This is a genomic window from Amycolatopsis japonica (genome assembly GCF_000732925.1).
In the GTDB taxonomy this organism is placed as follows: Bacteria; Actinomycetota; Actinomycetes; order Mycobacteriales; family Pseudonocardiaceae; genus Amycolatopsis; species Amycolatopsis japonica.
This window is the reverse complement of the sequence record NZ_CP008953.1, coordinates 6,686,720-6,706,496: the sequence shown is the minus strand read 5'-3', so window position 1 is coordinate 6,706,496 and position 19,777 is coordinate 6,686,720. Positions and strand designations below refer to the sequence as shown.

15 protein-coding genes are annotated in these 19,777 nt (G+C 68.9%); 7 read left to right on the top strand and 8 right to left on the bottom strand.

All coding sequences use genetic code 11. The features are described 5' to 3' along the window. Positions 1–47 precede the first annotated feature (47 nt). Entirely contained in the window at positions 48–1,175 is a 1,128-nt protein-coding gene (locus AJAP_RS30965; protein ID WP_038517978.1) for a CapA family protein, read from the top strand. A gap of 57 nt (positions 1,176–1,232) precedes the next feature. Here the strand turns inward: AJAP_RS30965 and AJAP_RS30960 are convergent, their stop codons facing one another. Beyond that, positions 1,233–2,258 (bottom strand): family 2 encapsulin nanocompartment cargo protein polyprenyl transferase, encoded by a 1,026-nt coding sequence (locus AJAP_RS30960; RefSeq protein WP_038517975.1) that lies wholly within the window; start codon positions 2,256–2,258, stop codon positions 1,233–1,235. A gap of 454 nt (positions 2,259–2,712) precedes the next feature. Here AJAP_RS30960 and AJAP_RS30955 point away from each other — a divergent pair, with 454 nt between their 5' ends. Then, complete coding sequence (locus AJAP_RS30955) at positions 2,713–3,477, top strand: bestrophin-like domain (RefSeq protein WP_038517973.1); 765 nt, start codon at positions 2,713–2,715, stop codon at positions 3,475–3,477. 4 nt (positions 3,478–3,481) lie between these two features. Continuing rightward, positions 3,482–4,699, top strand: a complete 1,218-nt coding sequence (locus AJAP_RS30950) for a DUF6923 family protein (RefSeq protein ID WP_051972646.1) — start codon at positions 3,482–3,484, stop codon at positions 4,697–4,699. 1 nt (position 4,700) lies between these two features. Here the strand turns inward: AJAP_RS30950 and AJAP_RS30945 are convergent, their stop codons facing one another. Further along, positions 4,701–5,723 carry an autoinducer 2 ABC transporter substrate-binding protein gene (locus tag AJAP_RS30945; protein ID WP_038517967.1) on the bottom strand — a complete coding sequence of 341 codons (1,023 nt, stop codon included), beginning with the start codon at positions 5,721–5,723 and terminating at the stop codon, positions 4,701–4,703. 253 nt (positions 5,724–5,976) lie between these two features. Between AJAP_RS30945 and AJAP_RS30940 the strand changes: the two genes are divergently transcribed. Continuing rightward, positions 5,977–6,405 (top strand): DUF4396 domain-containing protein, encoded by a 429-nt coding sequence (locus AJAP_RS30940; RefSeq protein WP_174492109.1) that lies wholly within the window; start codon positions 5,977–5,979, stop codon positions 6,403–6,405. 338 nt (positions 6,406–6,743) lie between these two features. Here the strand turns inward: AJAP_RS30940 and AJAP_RS30935 are convergent, their stop codons facing one another. The 4 genes from AJAP_RS30935 to AJAP_RS30920 all read right to left on the bottom strand — a co-directional run bounded on the left by AJAP_RS30935 (position 6,744) and on the right by AJAP_RS30920 (position 13,897). Beyond that, entirely contained in the window at positions 6,744–7,964 is a 1,221-nt protein-coding gene (locus tag AJAP_RS30935; RefSeq protein WP_038517961.1) for a glycoside hydrolase family 88 protein, read from the bottom strand. 93 nt (positions 7,965–8,057) lie between these two features. After that, complete coding sequence (locus AJAP_RS30930; RefSeq protein WP_038517958.1) at positions 8,058–9,443, bottom strand: FAD-binding oxidoreductase; 1,386 nt, start codon at positions 9,441–9,443, stop codon at positions 8,058–8,060. 143 nt (positions 9,444–9,586) lie between these two features. After that, positions 9,587–10,810 (bottom strand): hypothetical protein, encoded by a 1,224-nt coding sequence (locus AJAP_RS30925; RefSeq protein WP_038517956.1) that lies wholly within the window; start codon positions 10,808–10,810, stop codon positions 9,587–9,589. A gap of 135 nt (positions 10,811–10,945) precedes the next feature. Next, complete coding sequence (locus AJAP_RS30920; protein WP_148311596.1) at positions 10,946–13,897, bottom strand: AfsR/SARP family transcriptional regulator; 2,952 nt, start codon at positions 13,895–13,897, stop codon at positions 10,946–10,948. Positions 13,898–14,040: 143 nt separating this feature from the next. On the opposite strand from AJAP_RS30920, the gene AJAP_RS30915 reads away from it, so the two are divergent. Both AJAP_RS30915 and AJAP_RS30910 read left to right on the top strand, forming a co-directional pair. After that, positions 14,041–14,697 (top strand): SH3 domain-containing protein, encoded by a 657-nt coding sequence (locus tag AJAP_RS30915; protein ID WP_037346577.1) that lies wholly within the window; start codon positions 14,041–14,043, stop codon positions 14,695–14,697. 44 nt (positions 14,698–14,741) lie between these two features. Then, complete coding sequence (locus AJAP_RS30910) at positions 14,742–16,313, top strand: alkaline phosphatase D family protein (RefSeq protein WP_038517952.1); 1,572 nt, start codon at positions 14,742–14,744, stop codon at positions 16,311–16,313. Here AJAP_RS30910 and AJAP_RS30905 read toward each other — a convergent pair whose 3' ends face one another. Both AJAP_RS30905 and AJAP_RS30900 read right to left on the bottom strand, forming a co-directional pair. Next, positions 16,314–17,318: a winged helix-turn-helix domain-containing protein gene (locus AJAP_RS30905; protein WP_038517949.1), complete on the bottom strand. Its 1,005-nt coding sequence runs from the start codon at positions 17,316–17,318 to the stop codon at positions 16,314–16,316. A gap of 144 nt (positions 17,319–17,462) precedes the next feature. Then, on the bottom strand, positions 17,463–18,623 hold the full coding sequence (locus AJAP_RS30900) for a glycoside hydrolase family 88/105 protein (protein ID WP_038517946.1): 1,161 nt from the start codon (positions 18,621–18,623) through the stop codon (positions 17,463–17,465). Positions 18,624–18,861: 238 nt separating this feature from the next. On the opposite strand from AJAP_RS30900, the gene folP reads away from it, so the two are divergent. Further along, entirely contained in the window at positions 18,862–19,728 is an 867-nt protein-coding gene (gene folP, locus AJAP_RS30895; RefSeq protein WP_038517944.1) for a dihydropteroate synthase, read from the top strand. Positions 19,729–19,777: the final 49 nt, after the last annotated feature.

The following is a 19,777-nucleotide window of genomic DNA, read 5'->3' as shown; positions in this document are numbered from 1 at the left end:
AGGGCGTAAGGCAGGATGGAGGGACCGTCACCCGATCGAGGGAATCGATGTTCAGCTCCCGCGTCCGCCAGACCACCGCCCTCCTCGGCGCCGCCGTCCTGCTCGCCGCGTGCAGCGGCACCCCTGAGCACCAGCCGCCGCCCGCCGCGTCCGAAGCGCCGCAGTCGAGCCAGGCGCCGGACGGGTCCTTCACCGTGGTCGCCACCGGCGACGTGCTGATCCACCCCGCGCTGACCGAGCAGGCGAAGGAGGACGGCGGCGGCAAGATCGATTACCGGCCGCTGCTGGCCGGGATCAAGCCGCTGATCTCCGGGGCCGACCTCGGCATCTGCCACCTCGAAACGCCGCTCGCGCCGAAAGGCGGGCCGTACAGCGGCTACCCGTCGTTCAGCGCGCCGCCGGAAATCGTCGACGCGCTCAAGGACACCGGGTACGACAACTGCTCGACCGCGTCGAACCACACGATCGACCAGGGCGTGGACGGCGCGACCCGCACGCTCGACAAGCTCGACGAGGCGGGGATCAAGCACACCGGTTCGGCACGTTCGGCCGAAGAGGCGAAGAAGCCACTGATCGTCGACGTCAACGGCGTCAAGGTCGCCCAGATCTCCTTCGCCTACGGGTTCAACGGGATCAAGGTGCCCGCGGGCAAACCCTGGCTGGTCAACCAGATCGACGCCGAAGACGTGATCGCCCAGGCCAAGGCCGCGCGGAAGGCGGGCGCCCAGGTCGTCCTCGCGAGCCTGCACTGGGGCACCGAATACCAGCACGATCCGACCGCCGAACAGCGCACGCTGGCGAAGAAACTCCTCGGCGACGACTCGATCGACCTGATCATCGGCCACCACGCGCACGTCGTGCAGCCCTTCGAACAGATCAACGGCAAGTGGGTCGCCTACGGCCTCGGCAACAGCGTCGCCCGGCATTCGGAACCGAAGGGCTCGACCGAACAGGGCGCCGCGGCGCGGTTCCGGTTCGTGCGCGACGGAGACCGCTGGAAGGTCGACAAGGCCGAATACGTTCCGACGCTGGTCCAGCTCGGCCCGCCGATCCGGCTGCTCGACCTGACCGCGGGTCAGGCCGGGAACGCCGGCGCGGAAGCGCTCAAGGCCACCGACGAGGTCGTTCTCAGCCGTGGCGCCGCGGACAAGGGCCTGACCCGGCCCGGTCGCTGATCTGAGGGGACAGGGGTGGGCTCTTCCCCGCCCACCCCTGCCTTACCGCGCCCGACTTCAATACCGTCGCCGCACCACCAGTTTCGCGAGGGCCGCGAGCTCGGCGCCTGGGCGGGGCACCGGGTTCGCGACGGCGAGATGGTGCAGCGCGCCGGTCAGGAGCGCGTCGGCCTGCTCCTGGCTCCACGTCCGGCCGCCCGCCCGTTCCACCAGCTCCGCCGCGTGGGGCAACTCCGCGGCGTCGAGGTTTTCCTTGCGGTACAAGGCATCCAGCTCTCGCCCGGCGTCCGTCCCCGAGTGGAGCGCGGCCACCACCGGCAGAGACTTCTTCCGGTTGGAGAGATCCGAGTGGACCGGTTTCCCGGTCACCGCCGGATCGCCCCAGATCCCGAGGAGATCGTCGATGTGCTGGAACGCCAGCCCGAGTGCCCTCCCGTACTCGGTCAGCCGGTCGACCTGATCCTGCCTCCCTTCTCCGGCCAGCGCTCCGAGCGTGCACGACGCCCCGAGCAACGCGCCGGTCTTCCCCTCGGCCATGCGAACGCATTCGGCGGTGTCGACGTCACCGCGTTCCTCGAACTTCAGATCGGCGCTCTGCCCTTCCAGCAGGTCGATCACGGCGGTGCTGAGCACCCGCAGCGCGGTCTGCCCGAACGGCGCCAGGACCTCGAAGGCCCGGCACAGCAAGGCGTCCCCGGCGAGGATCGCCGCACCGGTGCCGAAAACGGTCCAGGCGGTCGGGCGATGCCGCCGCGTGGTGTCGGAGTCCATCACGTCGTCGTGCAGCAGGGAGAAGTTGTGCACCATCTCCACCGCGACGCCCACCGGGACGGCGATCTCGGCGTCCCCGCCGACCGCCTGTGCCGACAACAGCGCCAGTGCGGGCCGCAGCGCCTTCCCGCTGTCCGAAGTGGACGGACGGCCGTGTTCGTCCCACCAGCCGAAGTGGTAACCGGCGATGAGCCGCATCGACTCGGGCAATCCGTCGACGGCTTCACGCAAGGCCGGGTCGAGAAGATTCCGGCTCCAGGTCAGTACCTCACCGGCGGGCCGGGCGCCGGTATGGGTCTCGATGGTCGTCAACGGACTCCCTTTCAGTCGACCCGGTGAACCGCGGTTTTTCACAATTCGCGGATACCCATTCGAGTGGGTGGGCGCAAAGTCAACATAGCAAGGCGTAATGCCCGGTCAAACAGCTCGATCGGGTCTACGGAGAGGTTCACCTGTTTGCCGGATTGGGCCGGACGCGCGTTCTCCGGCGGCCGATCGGGTGCCGTCACTGCGCGAAATGCCCGTATGCGACCAGGTCGGTGACGTCTCGTGGTGGCCGCTCACTCGGTCGTGAAGCGGGGTTCTCCGACCGGTGACAGGCCTTTCCGGCGCGTGTCGGAAATTGTTTCGAGTCGTGGGAAATTGGGCCGAGCCGGTGATGATCGACTTGTCCCCGTCCGCCGCTGGTATGAATTGATTCAACCGGTCTTTTCCGTTCGTCGAAGGGTGAACTAGTTTCAGCAGTCTCCAGCCTGGAAGGACTCGAATGGGTATTTACCTGACCGGCATCGCCTGGGTCGTCGGCGCGGCGGCCCTCGCGGGACTCGTCGGCTACCTCGTCCGCAGGTTCGGCTGGGACGAAGGACGGCCCGACAACAACGACGCCGCCGGCCAGGTGTTCACCATCGTCGGCGGGCTGCACGCCGTCCTGGTCGCGTTCATCCTGATCTCCCTCTTCGATTCCGCGAGCGCGGCGCGCGAGGGCTCCTACCACGAGGCGGACAGCCTGGTCGCCGCCGTCTGGGCCGCCGATTCGCTGGGGACCGAGGTCAAGGACGAGGTGCGGAAACTGAGCACTGAGTACATCAGCACGGTCGAGCAGAAGGAATGGCCGCTGATGGCCGGAGGGCAGACGACCCTCCCGGACGCCGGCTGGACGCAGCTCGACCGGTTGCGCAAGGCCGTGGACAAGGCCCCAACGGACGACGACTGGCTGCGCGAGCGCAAGACCGAGGCGAACACGCAACTCTGGCAGGTCTACGAGGCCAGGCAGGAGCGGCTCAACGCGGTCGTGGGCGGCCGGGTCGGCGGTGTCGTGTGGTTCGCGCTCATTCTCGGCAGCCTCATCTCGGCCCTGCTGCCCAACCTGTTCGGCGGTACCCGGCTGGCCGCGCATCTGGTGATCGTGTCCACCCTGGCCGGCACGGTCACGTTGCTGCTGTTCGCGATCTACCAGCTGCAGAACCCGTTCGGCGGTGGGGTGCGGATCCCGCCGGACGCGTTCACCGCCGCGCTGGCGAGGATCTCTTGAGCCGGTGAGCACTGTGGACGGGGTGACCCGGGCGGCGGCGACGGTGGCCGTCGCCGGGCTGGTGGGGGCGTCGGCGCTCCTGGCGCCGATGGCCGCGCGGGCCGCCGAGTCCTGCTTGGTGGTGCAGGCGGAGACCGGGTCGTACGGGAAGTCGAAACTGCGCTGGCTCGATGTCGGCTCGGGCACGACGTCGCGGGTGACCGAGCCGGGCTACCGGCTCAACGCACTCGGCTACTCCGCGACGCGCGATCTGGTCTTCGGTGTCGCCGAAGGACTCAGCCGGGGCGCGCACGCGGTGACGATCGACCGGGCGGGGAAGACCCGGGATCTCGGCCCGATCACCCGTGCCGGCAACCGGCTGCCGCTGTGGAGCCCTGTCGCGGGAGTGACCGCGGGCGCGATCGGCGGGGATTCCTGGTACCTGCTCAGGAACGGCACACTGTACACAGTGGACTTGACGCCGGGGGAGCGGTACCTGCGGGTGATCAGGACGGTGTTCCTGCGGCCGATCACGCTCGCCCACGACGTCAACGATTTCGCGTACCACAACGGATTGCTGTACGGAGTTTCCACCACCTGGCGCGGAAAAGGCGCCGTGATCACCATCGATCCGGAGACCGGAAAGGTCCGTGAAGCCGAAGACGCGCGTTTCCCGCCAGCCGACGTCTACGGCTCGGTGGTGCTCGGCCGTGACGGTGCGCTGTACGCCACGGCGAACCGGATCGGCGGGCGCAGCGTGCTCTACCGGCTGGAGCGGAGCGGGCAGGTGACCGTGGTGCTTTCGGGGCCGCCGCTGGCGGGTTCGGACGCCGCGGGCTGTCTCACCGCGCCGGAACCGGAACCGCCCAAGCCTGAGCCGCCGAAGCCGGAACCGCCCAAGCCGACGCCCACGCTCACGCCTTCCCCTACTTCTACGCCGCCGTCGCCCAGTCCGTCTCCGTCTCCTTCGCCGAGCCCGAGTCCGTCGCAGACGCCCTCATCGTCTCCGTCTCCCTCGCCGTCGTCGAGCCCGGCGCCCACGTCCGCTCCCCAGGCGATGCCGCAGCCGCCCGTTTCCCCGCCGAGGCCGTCTCGTTCGGCGGCGCCCAGGGAACGGAAGGAGGTGGCGGCGGAGGTCGACGCGCACGCCCGCACGAAGGAGAAACGGCGGTGGGGTTTGACCGCGCTGGTCCTGATCCTCGGTGGCGGCGCGGCGGCCGGTGCCGTCCGGCGGGCGCGGTGAGTCAGTACTTGAACTGGTCCACGTTCTCGCGCGTGATCAGGAGCGGGTCGCCCAGCAGGAGGGTCTTCTTGTCTTCCTCGTACTTGATCGCGGGGAGTTCGAGGTTGACCTTGTTCGACGGGCCGGGCAGTTTGCCCTCGGCGATCTGCTTGCCCGCCCAGGCGGTGAGGTAGCCGAGCGATTCGACGTTCCACAGCACCGAGAGCGACGCGGAACCGTCCAGCAGATACGGCTTGATCGCCTGCGGGGTCCCGACGCCGACGGTGAAGACGCGGCCGATCTTCTGCTGCGAACGGACCGCTTCGGCGACGCCCGGCGCGGACGTCGTGCATTCGCCGACCAGGCCGGTGAGGTCCGGGTACTTGGTCATCAGCTGTTTGGCCAGCGCGGTGGCGTTGTCCTTGTCCTCACCGGCGTAGACCGTCTCGACGAGCTGGGCATGGGGGTACTGGGTAGCGGTATAGGCACGCTGAACGGCGATCCACGCGTTGAGGTTCTCGGCGGTCTCGCCACAGGAGACGATCGCGTACTTGCCCGCGTTGCCCATCTTCTTCATCAGCGCGTCGGTGAGCGCCTTGCCGATGCCTTCCGGGGTCGCCTGATTGACGAAGAGCTCGCGATCGGTGCCCGGCGCGTCGGTGTCCGAAGTGATCACGTGGACGCCCTTGGCTCGCGCGTCGGTGATCGCGGGCGCGATCGCCCTGGGATCGTTCGGCGCGATCGCGATGACGTCCACCTGCTGGTCGACGAGGCCGCGCACGATCGAGACCTGCGCCGCGGGGTCGACCGTGACCGGACCGGTCGAGGTCCATTCGACACCGAGCTGCTTGGCCGCGGCCTGCCCGCCGGTGTTCATCGCCTCGAAGTACGGGATGCCGGCGACCTTGGGCACGAACGCGATCCGGATCGGCCTGGCCGCCATTCCCGCCGGCTCTTCGCCGTCGCAGCCGGCCAGCCCGAACACCATGCCCAAAACGAGCACAGTGGCAACGACGAGCGTCTTCGTCGGCCCTCGCATCTCCACCCCATAGTCACGGAACCATCTGAACCAGCCGATCGGTCTACGCGCGGTGGAGACCTCCGGCGAAACTAGGGTCTCCGGTTACCCCGGTCAACCGGATGAGCGCAAAGGGTTACGGAAGTGAGTTCATCGACCTGGGACGATTACCCAGTCAGCCTCCGGGGGTGACGGTGAGCGACGGCTCGCCCCGCGTTTGATACGGGCGGGGGGTATGGTCTGTCGTATGGGCGACGCAAGGCATGGAGCAAGCTGGTCGATGGCGGTGTCGGCGACCCTGCACTGCCTCACCGGCTGTGCGATCGGTGAGGTCCTCGGCATGGTCATCGGTACCGCGCTCGGCCTCGGCAACCTGGCGACGGTCATCCTCTCGGTGGTGCTCGCCTTCGTCTTCGGTTACGCGCTGACCATGCGCGGCGTGCTGAAGTCGGGGCTGCCGTTCGGCGCCGCCCTCAAGGTGGCGCTGGCCGCCGACACCGTGTCGATCGCGGTCATGGAGATCGTCGACAACGCGGTCATGCTGGTGGTGCCGGGCGCCATGGAGGCCGGGCTCGGGACCCTGCTGTTCTGGGGCGCGCTGGTGTTCTCGCTGGCGGTGGCGTTCGTGCTGACGGTGCCGGTGAACAAATGGATGATCGGGCGCGGGCTGGGGCACGCGAAGGTCCATGCGCACCACGGTGGTCACTGAGCTCTCCAGGAGCAATGCGTCCGATTTGGGTACTTTGGGCAGTATTGTCTGGGGGGTCGTGAGTGGCGAGTGTCGTTAGAACGACCCGAAACACTCACGACCACCCGCGCCGACCCCTCACCTGCCTTCGCGACGCTTCCGCCCCCTGTGGACTGTAAGACCTGAGGTGAAGGGGACCTTCCGCTCATGCGACGCGGGGAAAGTCCCCTTCACCTCACCCATCCCCGCCGGTCACGCGCGGCCGCGCCGGAACGCGTTGCGAAAGCCACTTTCGCAACCTTCAACGTTGCGAAAGTGGCTTTCGCAACACCACGCCGCAGCCGGAAAGCCCGCCCGGCTCAGACGCTCGAAAGATCGACGGCCCGGTCGATCTCCCGCGGCATCAGCACCCGCAGAATGCCTTCCAGCAGGTAGTAGTCGCCGTACGGCAACGAAACCTCGACACCGTCCTCGGCCCGCCGGTTGCGCGTGCCCCGCGCCATGATCGCCTCGGCCTGCGTCGATTTCGCGGTCAGGCACGTGTCGCACAGCGCGGTGAGGATCCGGATCGCCGCTTCGCGGTACTGCGGCCGGTTCGCCACCTTCGCGAGGTCGAGCAGCCCGCACGCCATCACGGCACCGGCGGAGGAGTCCTTGATGTCGTACGGCGCCTGCGGTGCGAGGTAGTCCCATACCGGCACGTTGTCCGGAGTCAGCGCGCGCAATGCGAAGTCGGCAAGGCGTTGCGCGGTCCGCAGGAACAGCGGATCCCCGGAGCGCCGGTACATCGTGGTGAACCCGTAGATGCCCCAGGCCTGGCCGCGCGACCAGCACGACGTCGGGCTGTAGCCCTGCACGGTGTTCGGCCCGATCTCGGCGCCGGTGTCCGGGTCGAAATCGAAGACGTGCGGGGTCGAACCGTCCGGGCGCACGAAGACCCGTTCGGTGGTCTTCGCGTGCGAGATGGCGATGTCGAGGTACTTCCGGTCTCCGGTCTGCTTGCTCGCGAAGGTCAGCAGGTCCAGGTTCATCATCGTGTCGACGATGACCCGGCCCGCGTTGCCCGGGGTGCCGAGCGCGCCCCACGCCCGGATGAACTTCCCCTTTTCGTTGTAGCGCTGGATGAGCGACGCGGCGGCGTTGAGCGCGCCGGCACGCCACTTCTCGTCGCCGGTGAGCCGCCAGCCGGTCACCCACGACGGGTAGAAGAGGAATCCGAGGTCGTGATCCCGCGTCTCGTACTGGCGCGGCGCGAGCTTTTCCGCCGACGCCATGGCGAGCGTGCGGAATCGCGGATCACCGCTGTAGATCGAAGCGAGCCACAAAGTTCCCGGCCAGAATCCGCCGATCCAGCCGCCGTTCTGCGAATAGGTCCATTTCTCGAATCGGGTGATCTCCGGAAAGGCCGTGACGCCGGGGGCGACGGCCCGCAGCTTGGTCACCGCGTAATCGGCCGTTCGGCGGAAAGTCCTTAGCCCGTCGGCTTCTTCCCCTGCCGCACTGGCGGCCGGGGTGATCGTCGTCGCCGCGACGGCGGCACCGGCAGCGGTGGTCAAGAGGGTTCGCCGGGAAACGTTCACAATGTCCGCCATTCGTCAGTGGGAACGCGTCACGGGAGTTTCGCACGACGATTACGGACTTGTGAAGACCATTCATGGTTGTGAATAACCGCTTCACTCAGCGGGACGGATGTTCGCGTTGTGGTGGAACACGTTGTCCGGGTCGTACACCGCCTTGATGGCGGCCAGCCTCGCGTACTTCTCCGCGCCGAACGCCGTGCGCACGCGGTCTTCGTCGTATTCGTTCATGAAGTTCAGATAACCGCCGTAGTTGTTGGAATGCGGCAGGAGTTCCTCCCACAACGACCGCACCCAAGCCCGGTCGGCGGCCAGGAGTTCCGGCGTCGGCGCGGTCGCCGCGAGGCCGATGACGAATCCCGGCGTCCGCGGCCCGCCGAACGCGGTCGCGTCGTCGGGCACCGTCGAGAACGTGTCCTGCAACGGCACGATCGGCAGCACGGTCGTCGGCGACGCCTTGTCCGGCAAGCGCGCGGCGATCACGTCGATGACCTTTTCGGACAGTGACGAGACGTAGAGCGATTTCTCGTAGGCGAGGATGCCCCGGGGCGCGGTCGGGTCGAGCAGTTTCTGCAGCTCCGCGTAGGGCATCGGCGTGACGAGTTCGAACGCCGTGGGCAGCCCGCCCCGGATCCGCTCGACCAGCCGCTCGTGCCGCTCTGGGCCGTCGAAGCCGGCGACGACCAGCGCGAGTCCTGGCGCGAAGTGGTGCTCCGGCGGGACGAACGGCGCGGGCGGCGCGGTGATCCCGACGAGCATCGAACCGGTGCCCGGCGGCAGCGTCGCGATCACGTCCTTCGCGAAGCGCATCGCGTCGGGCGCGTTCGCCAGTGTCCAGAAGAACAGCCCGACCTCGGCGAGACCGACCCGGTGCAGCCGGAACTCGAATTCCGTGACCACGCCGAAATTCCCGCCACCGCCGCGCAAGGCCCAGAACAGATCCGGATGCTCCACTTCGGACGCCCGCAGGATCCGGCCGTCGGCCGTCACGACCTCCGCCGAAAGGAGATTGTCGATCGTGAGCCCGTGTTTCGCGGTCAGCCAGCCGAAGCCGCCCCCGAGCGTGAGACCGCCGACGCCGGTGTCGCTCACCGTGCCGCCGACCGTCGCGAGCCCGTACCGCTGCGTCGTTTCGTCGACGTCGGCCCAGACGGCGCCGCCCCCGGCCCGCGCGGTGCGGGCGTCGGGATCGACGGTGATCCGGCTCAGCCCGCCGAGGTCGATCACCAGACCGTCGTCGGCCACGGCGGAACCGCTGAAACTGTGCCCGCCACCGCGAACGGTGATCTCAAGACCCTTCTCGCGGCCGAAGGCCAGCGCCGTGACGACGTCTTCGCGGGTGGCGCATTCGGCGACCACCGCCGGACGCCGGTCGATGTCGCCGTTCCACACGGCGCGGGCGGTGTCGTAGCCCGGATCGGCGGCGGTGACCACCGTGCCGGAGAGCTTTTCGCGCAACGTGGTCGTTTCGGGCGGATTCATGGGGACCCCCTCAGGTCGTGGCTACCGCAAGTCTCGATGGCGGACGCCGCGGCCCAAGGTCCTCACGAGCGGGAGAAAGGGCGGACGAAAGGGCGAAGGCCCGGCGTTATGGGGTACGCCGGGCCTTCGCGATTAGGAGTGCGTCAGCACTTGGGTGCCACCGGCAGGTCCGATCCGGTCTGCAGGTAGGTGTCGGAGATGTAGTGCCCCGGCCCGATCCGGTCCCAGATGTTGCTGGTGCCGAACTTGCCGGTGACGGTCTCGCCCTCGACGTAGCATTCGATGTTGACCTTCGCGTAGTTCGCCGCGAGGCCCTTGATCGCCGCCGAGGTGCTCGCCGAAGCGCGGACGTTCATCGGGTCGCCCGCGGTGCTGACGACGCCGGTCGGACCGGAGCCGGTCCACAGGTAGGAGACGTTGACCCAGCCGTTGTCCGTCATCTTCAGGCCGTCCCAGAAGGTGCCGTCGGCGAGGTCGATACCCGCCGGGTTGGCGACCCTGCGGCCGAACTCGTCCTTGCCGCCGTTGTAGCCGTCCTGGTACGCGGCCTGCGCCTCGGGCTTGCCCTGCGGCAGGTTCTTCCACATCTGGCGGGTGGCCGACGGGTTCCAGTAGTCGTCCTTGGTGTTCCACGGGCCGACGTCCCACACCGGCGCGTATTCGCAGCGGCTGTTGTCGGTGCGGCAGATGCGGACGGTGTAGTTGCCGGTGTTCTTGGGCGCCAGGCCGCGGCCCGAGGGGAGGGCGACGAAGTGGTCGCGGGACTTGATCACGTGCCCGTTGGCGGTGGTGCCGCCGACGAGGCCTTCGCGGGTGCCGTAGACCTTGTACGTCAGCGGGGCCGCGGCCGCGCCGATCGCGTTCACCTGCGGGCCGAGATCACCCTGGAGGGTGACGTCGCTGACCTTCGCGGTCACACCGTCGTTCACCGTGCGCAGTCCGATGCGGACCTGGACCGTGGAGACCGAAGCGGACAGCTGGGCGGCGCCGCCGTCGGTGGGCGTCCACTCCGTCCAGTCCTGCGAGTTGAGCTTGCCGCGGACATCGACCTCGACCTCGGTGCCCTTCGGCGCGTCGGCGGTCACCTGGGCGGTGACGCGGTTGACCGGCTTCCCGAGTTTCTGCTCGGCCAGCAGCAGGTAGCCCTGGCTGCCGATGGAGTCGGGTTTTCTGTGCCAGGCGGCGTTTTCCAGGCTGAGCACGCCGCCGTCGCTGCGGACGTTGACGTCGTCGCCGTCCACAGTGGACAGATCGGCGCGCCAGCTTCCTTCGGGCGCGGCGTTCGCGGGGCTGGCGGCGAGCGCGGTGACCGCCCCCATGGCCAGCACGGCCGCCATCACCCGGCGGGCCTTCACGGTCCGGACCATTCCGGTCTCCCTTCGAGCACTCTCGGTTGCTACGAAGGGAGCTTCGCCGGGGGCTGTACACGATCGATACAAACGCGAGTCGGCACCTGATCGCGGTGCGTGAATACCGCGACCAGGTGCCGAAAGGCGAAACGGTCAGGCGCTCGCGGAGTCGTTGTAGGACGCTTCGGCCGACTCCTGAAGACGTGAAGCGAGCGCGGATTCCTGCGGCCGTGCGGAGAGTTCCCGCCACAACGCCAGCGCGCGTTCCGAATAGGTCCGAGACCGCTCGGGCTGGCTCAGCGCCTCGTGCAGTTCCCCGAGCAACTGCGACACCTCGGCCTCGGACCGGCGGTCCCCGTTGCGCCGGTGCACGCTCAGCGAATTGACCAGCAGCAGTTGCGCGTGCGCCAGATCGCCGCTGTGCAGGTACAGCTCGCCGAGATTCTGGTTCGCGTAGCCGACGCAGTGGTCGTCGCCGAGTTCGTTGAAAAGGGCGATGGCCCGGTCGACCCACTCCCGCGCGCCCGCGAGGTCGCCCTGGTGCTGACGCAGCATCGCGAGCCGCTTCAACGCGTGCGCCTCCCGATGCCGGTCCCCGATCCGGGCGGACTGTTCGAGGGCCTCGGTGAACCAGCGTTCCGCCTCGGCGAACCGGCGCCGCGCCAGCCACACCGCGCCGATCGCGATCCGCGCGAGGGCCTCGCCATGCGGGTCACCCGCCGCCGAGAACTGGTCGAGCGCCGCGTGACAGTGCTCCAGCGCGACGGTGTCCTCGCCCTTGATCCGCAGCACCGTGCCGAGCCCGGCCAGCGCGATCGCCGCGCCCTGCGCGTCGCCGACCTTGTCGAACAGCAGCTGCGACTGCTCGAACGCGACCAGGGCCTCGGCGTAACTGTCCTGGTACAGCTGGATCTGCCCGAGGTTGCGCTGGATGATCGCCTCGCCGCGGACCTCGCCGGACCGCCGGGCGGCGGCCAGCGCGACGGCGTGCGTCTGCAGCCAGTCGTCCTGGTGACCGCGCTGGTCGAAGTACGGTGCCAGCGCGGCGGCGAGCCGCCAGGCCAGCGAATCGAAGCCGAGGTCGGCGGCCAGCGAGACGGCGGCGACACAGGTGTGCCGTTCGGCGGCGAACCACGCGGCCGGATCCTCGATCAGCCTGCCGGTCCCCCGGGGGAGCGCGGGCTGGACCGCGGTGTCGTCCCGGTAGAGGCCGAAGAAGTGGATCGGCAACCGGTCCGCGGCCTCGACCGCGAGCGCGAGATAGCCCTCCAGCACCCGTTTCGTGGCGCCGTGCGCCTTCGCCGGGACGTCCTGCGCGCGGAGTTCGAGCGCGTAACACCGCAACAGGTCGTGCAGACGGTAGCGAGGCTCGCCGGTGGTGTCCGAGCCGCTGAGCTCGACCAGATGGGCGTCCACCAGCACGTCGAGGACGTCGTCCCCGTGCTCGCGGCCGAGCAGCGCCGCGACCACCCAGCCGGGGAACTGCACCGAACCGAGCCCGCCGAGGCCGCGGAACGCGGTCGCCGCCGACATGGGCAGCAGGTCGTAGCTGAGGGTGACACTCGCCCGCACGGCGAGATCGCCGACGCGGAGTTCGTCCAATCTTCGTCTCTCGTCCCGCAGCCGGTCCGCCAGCACGCGCAACGTCCAGCCCGGCCGGTGCGTCAGCTTCGCCCCGGCGACCCGGATCGCCAGCGGCAGATACCCGCAGTGACGCAGGATCGCGGTCGCGCACTCCGGCTCCGCGGCGACCCGCTCGGCGCCGACGATGCCTTCGAGCAGCTTCGCGGCTTCGGCTTCGGGGAGGAGCTCGACGTCGACCGGGGTCGCCCCGGCCAGATCCGGCATCCGGATCCGGCTGGTGATCAGCACCGCGCACGAACCCGCGCCGGGCAGCAGCGGCCGGACCTGCGCCGCGCTGCCGGCGTCGTCGAGGACCACGCACATCCGCATGGTCGACAGCCGGGACCGCAGCAACGCCGCGCGTTCGGGAAGATCGCGCGGCAGCCCCGCGTCGGGGACGCCCAGCGCGCGGAGCAGCTCGGCGAGCACCGTCATCGGGGGCCGGGGCGAGGACGACGTCCCGGCGAGGTCGACGTGCAGCTGACCGTCCGGGAAGTCGTCCCGGACCGCGTGCGCCACCCGGATCGCGACGGAGGATTTGCCGATCCCCGGCGCACCCGAAAGCACCGCGATCGCCGGCTTCCCCTGCTCGCGGCGCTCGCGGAAGAGGCCGACGAGCTCGCCGACCACGTCGTCACGGCCGGTGAAGTCCGGCAGGTCCAGCGGCAGCTGGCAGACCGGCGCCATCGGCCGGGTGAGGGCCGCGGACACCGCGTCCTGGGTCGCGGACGGCGTGAGGACCAGCGAGGCCCGCAGCTCCCTCAGCCGCGGGCCCGGTTCGGTGCCGAGCTCCTCGGCCAGCACCTTCTCGGCCGTTTCGTAGGCCTCGATCGCGTCGGCCGTGCGGCCGTCGGCCCGCAACGCGACGATCAGCTGCTGCCAGAGCTCCTCGCGCAGCGGATGCTCGGTGACCAGGCCGCGCAGTTCGGCGACGGCCTCCGCGGTCCGGCCGAGTTCGATCCTCGCCCGCAGCCGCTGTTCCTGCACCGCCAGCCGCAGTTCCGACAGCCGTGCCACGGTCGCGCCCCAGCCGTGGTCGTGGGGGAGGCCTTCGAGTACTTCCCCGCGCCACAGGGATTCGGCTTGATCCAGCAGGTCGAGTGCGGATTCGGCCTCGCCACGGCCGAGCGCGTCCTGCGCGCGGGCGGCCAGTTCGCCGAACCGGATGTGGTCGATCTCCTCGGGCGTGGCCTTGAGGATGTATCCGGACGCCCGGCTCCCGATGCGCTCCCCGAGCGCGGGGTCGTGGTCGGCGAGGCGTTTGCGGAGTGAGTGGACGTAGGTGCGGATGTTCGCGGCCGCCGACCGGGGAGCCGACGAAGGCCACAGGACCTCGATCAGCAGTTCGGTGGAGACGACGACGTTGGGCTGGAGCAGGAGAGCGGCCAGCAGCAGACGCGGTTTGGGGCCGCCGAGCGGCACCACCTGCCCGTCCACCGCCACTTCGAGCGGACCGAGAACGCGAAACCCGAGAATAGTCACCTAAACCGCCAATACGGCAGGAGCCCCATATCCGCCGATAATATTGCCGTCCCGCCATGGTTGGCTAGATCCATTCGCATGCATGTGCAGACGCGGGTCGGCGTTTGTACGTGACGTGTACGACGCCGGTCGACCCTGCCGTCATGAAGCGTTCAAGTGTCCGGCGGCTCGCCGGTTTCTTTCTCGTGCTGGTGACGGCGGGCGCCTTGGGCCTCGCCGGAGCCACTCCCGCGGTGGCCGCGGCCACCGGGACCGTGAAGACGGCGGGCGATCCGCTGAACGTCCGCCGCGCCCCGAGCACCTCCTCGACCGCGGTGCGCACGGTCGCCAACGGCGCCACGGTGACCATCGACTGCCAGACGATCGGGACCTCCGTCGCCGGCCCGCTGGGCACGACGACGTTGTGGGACTACGTTCCCGCGCTGGGCGGTTACATCTCGGACGGTTACGTCTACACCGGTTCCGATCAGCGCATCGCGCCCGACTGCGGAGTCGGTTCCGGCAGCGCCGAATGTTCCACCGGCGTCTGCGCGGGTGAGGGGCAGTTCCGTTCATCGGATGCTCATTTCCTCGTCTACGACAAGGACGCCGACGGCAAGTCCGCCGTGGTCGCCTACTGGCTGAAGGGCGGCGCCGGCCCGTTCTACGTCTGGGCTTCCGGCGGCAACGGCACGCACGTCGACAAGGCCGTGCCGGTCGCGAAGGGATCGTGGGTCTATTACAAGGTCTGCGTCGCCAACGCCGCCGCCAATCCGACGCTCGAAGCCTGTAGTGGCGGCATCACCGATTACGCCGCGTGAAATCCCTCCCCTCTTCTTTCCCCACTTCGAAAGGTTGAATTTTCATGGGCCAGGTGAATCGGCGGGCGGTACTCCTCGGCGGTGCCGCGGCGGTTTCGGCGGCGGCGTTGTCGTCGACGGTGCCTTCGTGGGCGAACGCGAGAACGCTGGCGGCGGCGCCCGCCATCCACGATCCGTTCCAGCTCGGGGTCGCCTCGGGTGACCCGCTGCCGGACAGTGTCGTGCTGTGGACGAGGCTCGCGCCCGCGCCGCTGAACCCCGACGGTTTCGGCGGGATGCCGGACGCTTCGTACACAGTGGACTGGGAACTCGCGAACGACCAGGCGTTCACCTCGATCGCGCAGCGGGGCACCGTGACCGCGGCCCGCGCTTCTGGGCACAGCGTGCACATCGAACCGGTCGGACTCGAGCCGGGACGTGAATACTTCTACCGATTCAAGACCAGTGGCTACATCTCGCCGGTCGGCCGGACCAGGACCGCGCCCGCCGCCGGTGCCGCGGTGAACCAGCTGAAGTACTGCTTCTCCTCGTGTCAGCACTGGGAGGAAGGCTGGTACCACTCGTACAAGGGCATGCTCGCCGACAACCCCGAATTGGTGCTGTTCCTGGGCGACTACATGTACGAGCGGAAGTCCGGCCGTGCCGCCGCCGAGCGGAATCCGCGCAGGCTGGCCTTCACCGAGGACGTCACGACCCTCGCGCAGTACCGCGCCCGGCACGCCCAGCACAAAACCGACGCCGACCTGCAGAACGCGCACGCGATGGCGCCGTGGATCGTGGTCTTCGACGACCACGAGGTGATGAACAACTGGAACGGCACCACCAGCCCGGCCACCGCGGACCGCAAGGCCGCCGGATTCCAGGCGTTCTACGAGAACATGCCGATCCGGTCGACCGCCAAGCCGAGCGGCGCGTCGATCCGCCTGTACCGCCAGTTCACGTGGGGGAACCTCGCCCGGTTCCACATGCTCGACACCCGTCAGTACCGCAGCGCGCAGGTGCCCGACCCGTCCGGTTCGACGGGACCGGCGTGCACGGACATGCGGTCGACGTCGCGCAGCATCCTCGGCACCACACAGGAAGCGTGGCTGCTGAAGGCATTGGAGACGCAGCCGGCGAAGTGGGACTTCCTCGGCCAGCAGGTCTTCTTCGCCACCCGTGACGGCGACGGCAACAAGGCGACGTGCGAGAGCCCCGACTCCTGGCAGGGTTACGAGGCCTCGCGCGACCGGATCGCGAAGGGCATCGTGGACCGCAAGGTGCCGAACCCGATCGTGCTGACCGGCGACGTCCACCGCCACTGGGCGGCCGATCTGCGCCGCGACTACTTCAACCACAGCGACCCGGTGTTCGGTTCGGAACTCGTGACGACCTCGGTGACGAGCAACAGCGACACCGCGACCGACCCGTCGTCGACGTGGCTCTCGAACAACCCGCACATCAAGTACTGCCGGGGAAAGCGCGGCTATGTCCGGGTGACGGCGTCGCAAACGCAGATGCGGGCGGATTTCATGACGGTTTCGGACACCACGGAGTACGACTTCTCGAAGGTGACCTTGGCCGCGGACCGTTCGTACGTCGTCGAGGCGGGCAAGCCGGGGCTGCAGCGGGTCTAGTCAGGAGAGCAGGTCCACCAGCGCGTCACCGCGAGGAGTCCGGACCACGAGGACGACCTGGCCCTCGCGGTGCCGCTGGATCAAACCCGCCGAAACGAGCTGTTCGCAGTGATAGGTCGCGGTGCTCGCCGCGCACGACAGCAGATTCGCGATCTCGCCCATCCGGGCCGGCTTTCCCAGATGCCGCAACAGTTTCGCGCGGTGGGCCCCGACCACCAGGTCGAGCCCGTCGACACCCGGGGCCGGTTCGGTCTTGCCGCCGTCGAGCAGGCCGTCGAGCCCCGGCAGCGGGTAGCCGATCCAGATGGCGTCCTCTTCGTCGAAGTTGGACACCACCGAACGGCTGCCCGCGAGCATCGGGACGAGGATCAGCTTGCGGCCGCGGGTGGTGTACCGCGCCGGTTCGGCGTCGGGCAGCAGGAGACATCCGTTGCTGAACCGGAAATGGGGCCGCAGCAGGCCGAGTACCGCGTCCGTCCCGCCGCGGACGGAGGCGACGCCGATGCGTTCGATCTCGCGGTCGAGCAGGGGACGGGCCTTGGTCCAGAGATTTTCGGTCGCCAGCCTGGTCGCGGTGAAGGCGTCCGCGATCGAGGCGACCCAGCGTCTCGGATGGTCGGCGGCCTGCCGCCACTGCGCGGGCAACCGGTCGCCGAAGACCTCTTCCAGGCCTTTCAGGACGTCGGCCTCCGGCAGTTCGCGCAGCATCTCCGCCTGTGCGGCGGCGGAGGAGTCCGCACCGGGGCTGATCGGGACGATGAAGTCCGGTTGTACCGAGGTGCCGCGGCGGGCGAGGGCGCTCGCCGCGCGGTATCCCTGCTCCGGGATCGCCGAGCCCACCTGACGGCGCCAGGCGGCGGGCAGGCCGCGGTCGTACCCGCCGACGACCTCGACGAGCATCGAAACCAGTGAGATGTGCGGGGAAACCGTCACACCGACCGGGATCGTGCTGGTGTCACCGAGTTCGAGCCGGGTATAAGAAGCCTGGGGCGGCGTCTCGCGCATCCGGTCGTCCCTCCTGGGAGTGGGCGTCGCAGCACGCGATGTTAGCGCCTCCGGTCAATACCCGGCACCCGCCCGGAAAACGACCGAAGGACGCTTTCCCCAGGTCGGAAGCGGGGAAGGCGTCCTTCGGCCGGTGCGGCGACCTCAGCGGGCGAGTTGCTCATTCATGATGAGGAACGCGCCGAGACCGTGGAAATCGTTGGTGTTGCGTTTACGCGCGTAGTAATACGCCGTGTCGCCGACGTTGGTGCCTTCGGAAATGTTCGCGATATCGGTCAATCCGTCGGAACCGGTCGAAACCTGGGACAGAACCCCGCGATAGCCCTTCGCGGCCACTGGTCCGTACTCCGGGCCGACGTAGCCGCGTTGCACCGCGCGGGACAGCAGGAACGTGTACATCGCCGAAGCCGACGTCTCCAGCCAGTTGTCCTTGTCGCCACCCCGGTCGACGACCTGGAACCAGCGGCCCGAAGCCCGGTCCTGCCAGCGCCGGTAGCCGGCCGCGAGGAATTCGACGACGTCCACGAGACGACGCCGCCGCGGATGGTCGCGGGGAAGGATTTCGAGGAGGTCGATCGCCGTCATCCCGAGCCAGCCGATCGCCCGCCCCCAGTGGTACTTCGAATGCCGTCCGGCGCCCGAAGCCCACGGTTCCGAGCCGTCCTCGTCGTAGGCGTGGTAGAGCAGGCCCTTGGCGGGTTCCTTGAGGTGGTCGAAGTAGATGCTGACGTTCTTCGCGGCCTCTTCGTAGCAGTAGCCGGCATCGCCGAAGGTCTTGCCGTACAGGGCGAGGAACGGCTGCGCCATGTACACGCCGTCCGCCCACAACTGCCCGACCCGGCTCGTGGCGTGGAACATCCCGCCGTCGGACGTCCGGGGATAGGACGGGAAGCGGCCGCGCAGCTGCTCCGCCGCGGTCTTGTACTTCGCCTGCCCGGTTTCGTTGTACAGCAAGGGGAACATCTGCCCGGAGCGCATCGCGTCCAGGTTGGTGAACCCGTTGGAAATACCGCTGTCGGTGACGAATCGGTCGTACCACGCGAGGATGTAGTCGAGGTAGGACTTCTCGCCGGTGCGCCGGTACACCAGGTACTGGCCGTAGAGGTAGAGACCACGGGTGTAGCCCCAGCCGCCGAGCGTGGCCGGGGTGTGGCGTTTCATCGTCGAGTCGACGACCGCGCGCGACCAGTCCACCGGCGCCGCGGTGGCCACGCCGGGCAGGGTGAGCGCGCCGAGGGCGCCCGCGGTTCCCGCCAGCACGGTGCGTCGCGAAAGCCGTGCCGCGCGAAGAGGATCCGGTGCCATTCGAAGTCCTTCCTGCGCCGGGGAACCGGGGGAATGAGTGGCCGGGATGCCGATCCGCCGTCCGTCGCCATCCCGGCTGAACAACGTCTACCCGCGTGTTCGATGGCGAGTCAAGAGAGATCCGATCTCTTACGTCATATATCAGATATGCCACTCGAATGGGCGCTCCCGGTCCCCGGGACGGTCCCGCTGGGCGGCACTTTCCGTCTCCGGGCGTCCGCTCGCCTACGATCGGTGCGTGAACGAGCTGACCTTCCGCGGGCGCCGCGTCGCCAGGGACCGCGCCCTGGTCATGGCTATCGTCAACCGGACCCCCGATTCGTTCTACGACAAGGGCGCGACCTTCTCGGATCCGGACGCGCTCGCCGCCGTCGCCAGGGTGGTGGCGGAGGGCGCCGACATCGTGGACATCGGCGGGGTCAAGGCGGGCCCCGGCGCGGACGTCGACGTCGAGGAAGAGATCCGACGGGTGGTCCCGTTCGTCGAGCGGATCCGGGAACTGCATCCCGACCTGGTGATCAGCGTCGACACCTGGCGCCACGAGGTGGGCAGGCGCGCGGCGGAGGCCGGCGCGGATCTGATCAACGACACCTGGGCGGGCGCCGATCCGAAACTGGCCGAGGTCGCCGCGGAATTCGGCACCGGTTACGTCTGCTCGCACACCGGGAACGCCGTCCCGCGCACCCGCCCGTTCCGGGTGCGCTACCCGGACATCGTCGCCGACGTCGTCGCGGAAACGACGGCCCACGCCGAAGCCGTCGTGGCGCTCGGCGTCCCGCGTGAAGGGGTGCTGATCGACCCGACGCACGACTTCGGCAAGAACACGTGGCACAGCCTGGCGCTCCTGCGGCACGCGAGGGAACTGGCGGACACCGGCTGGCCGGTGCTGATGGCACTGTCCAATAAGGACTTCGTCGGGGAGACGCTCGGCGTGGAACTCGCGGAGCGGGTCGACGGCACCCTCGCCGCGACGGCCTGGGCGGTGGCCGAAGGGGCGAAGGTGTTCCGGGTACACGAGGTGCGGCGCACCCGGCAGGTGCTGGAGATGGTCGCGTCGATCCAGGGTGTGCGGCCGCCCGCGCGCGCGATCCGCGGGCTCGCCTAGGCTCGGTCGGTTGTCAGCGCGATTCGGTCTGGAGCCGTGGCCCGGGCAC

Excerpts from the sequence above, each read along its gene's own strand:
- AJAP_RS30905 (WP_038517949.1), bottom strand. The coding sequence starts at position 17,318 with ATGCGCGAGACGCCGCCCCAGGCTTCTTATACCCGGCTCGAACTCGGT.
- AJAP_RS30910 (WP_038517952.1), top strand. The coding sequence starts at position 14,742 with ATGGGCCAGGTGAATCGGCGGGCGGTACTCCTCGGCGGTGCCGCGGCG.
- AJAP_RS30925 (WP_038517956.1), bottom strand. The coding sequence starts at position 10,810 with ATGGTCCGGACCGTGAAGGCCCGCCGGGTGATGGCGGCCGTGCTGGCC.
- AJAP_RS30930 (WP_038517958.1), bottom strand. The coding sequence starts at position 9,443 with ATGAATCCGCCCGAAACGACCACGTTGCGCGAAAAGCTCTCCGGCACG.
- AJAP_RS30955 (WP_038517973.1), top strand. The coding sequence starts at position 2,713 with ATGGGTATTTACCTGACCGGCATCGCCTGGGTCGTCGGCGCGGCGGCC.
- AJAP_RS30965 (WP_038517978.1), top strand. The coding sequence starts at position 48 with ATGTTCAGCTCCCGCGTCCGCCAGACCACCGCCCTCCTCGGCGCCGCC.
- AJAP_RS30900 (WP_038517946.1), bottom strand. The coding sequence starts at position 18,623 with ATGGCACCGGATCCTCTTCGCGCGGCACGGCTTTCGCGACGCACCGTG.
- AJAP_RS30915 (WP_037346577.1), top strand. The coding sequence starts at position 14,041 with ATGAAGCGTTCAAGTGTCCGGCGGCTCGCCGGTTTCTTTCTCGTGCTG.
- AJAP_RS30940 (WP_174492109.1), top strand. The coding sequence starts at position 5,977 with ATGGCGGTGTCGGCGACCCTGCACTGCCTCACCGGCTGTGCGATCGGT.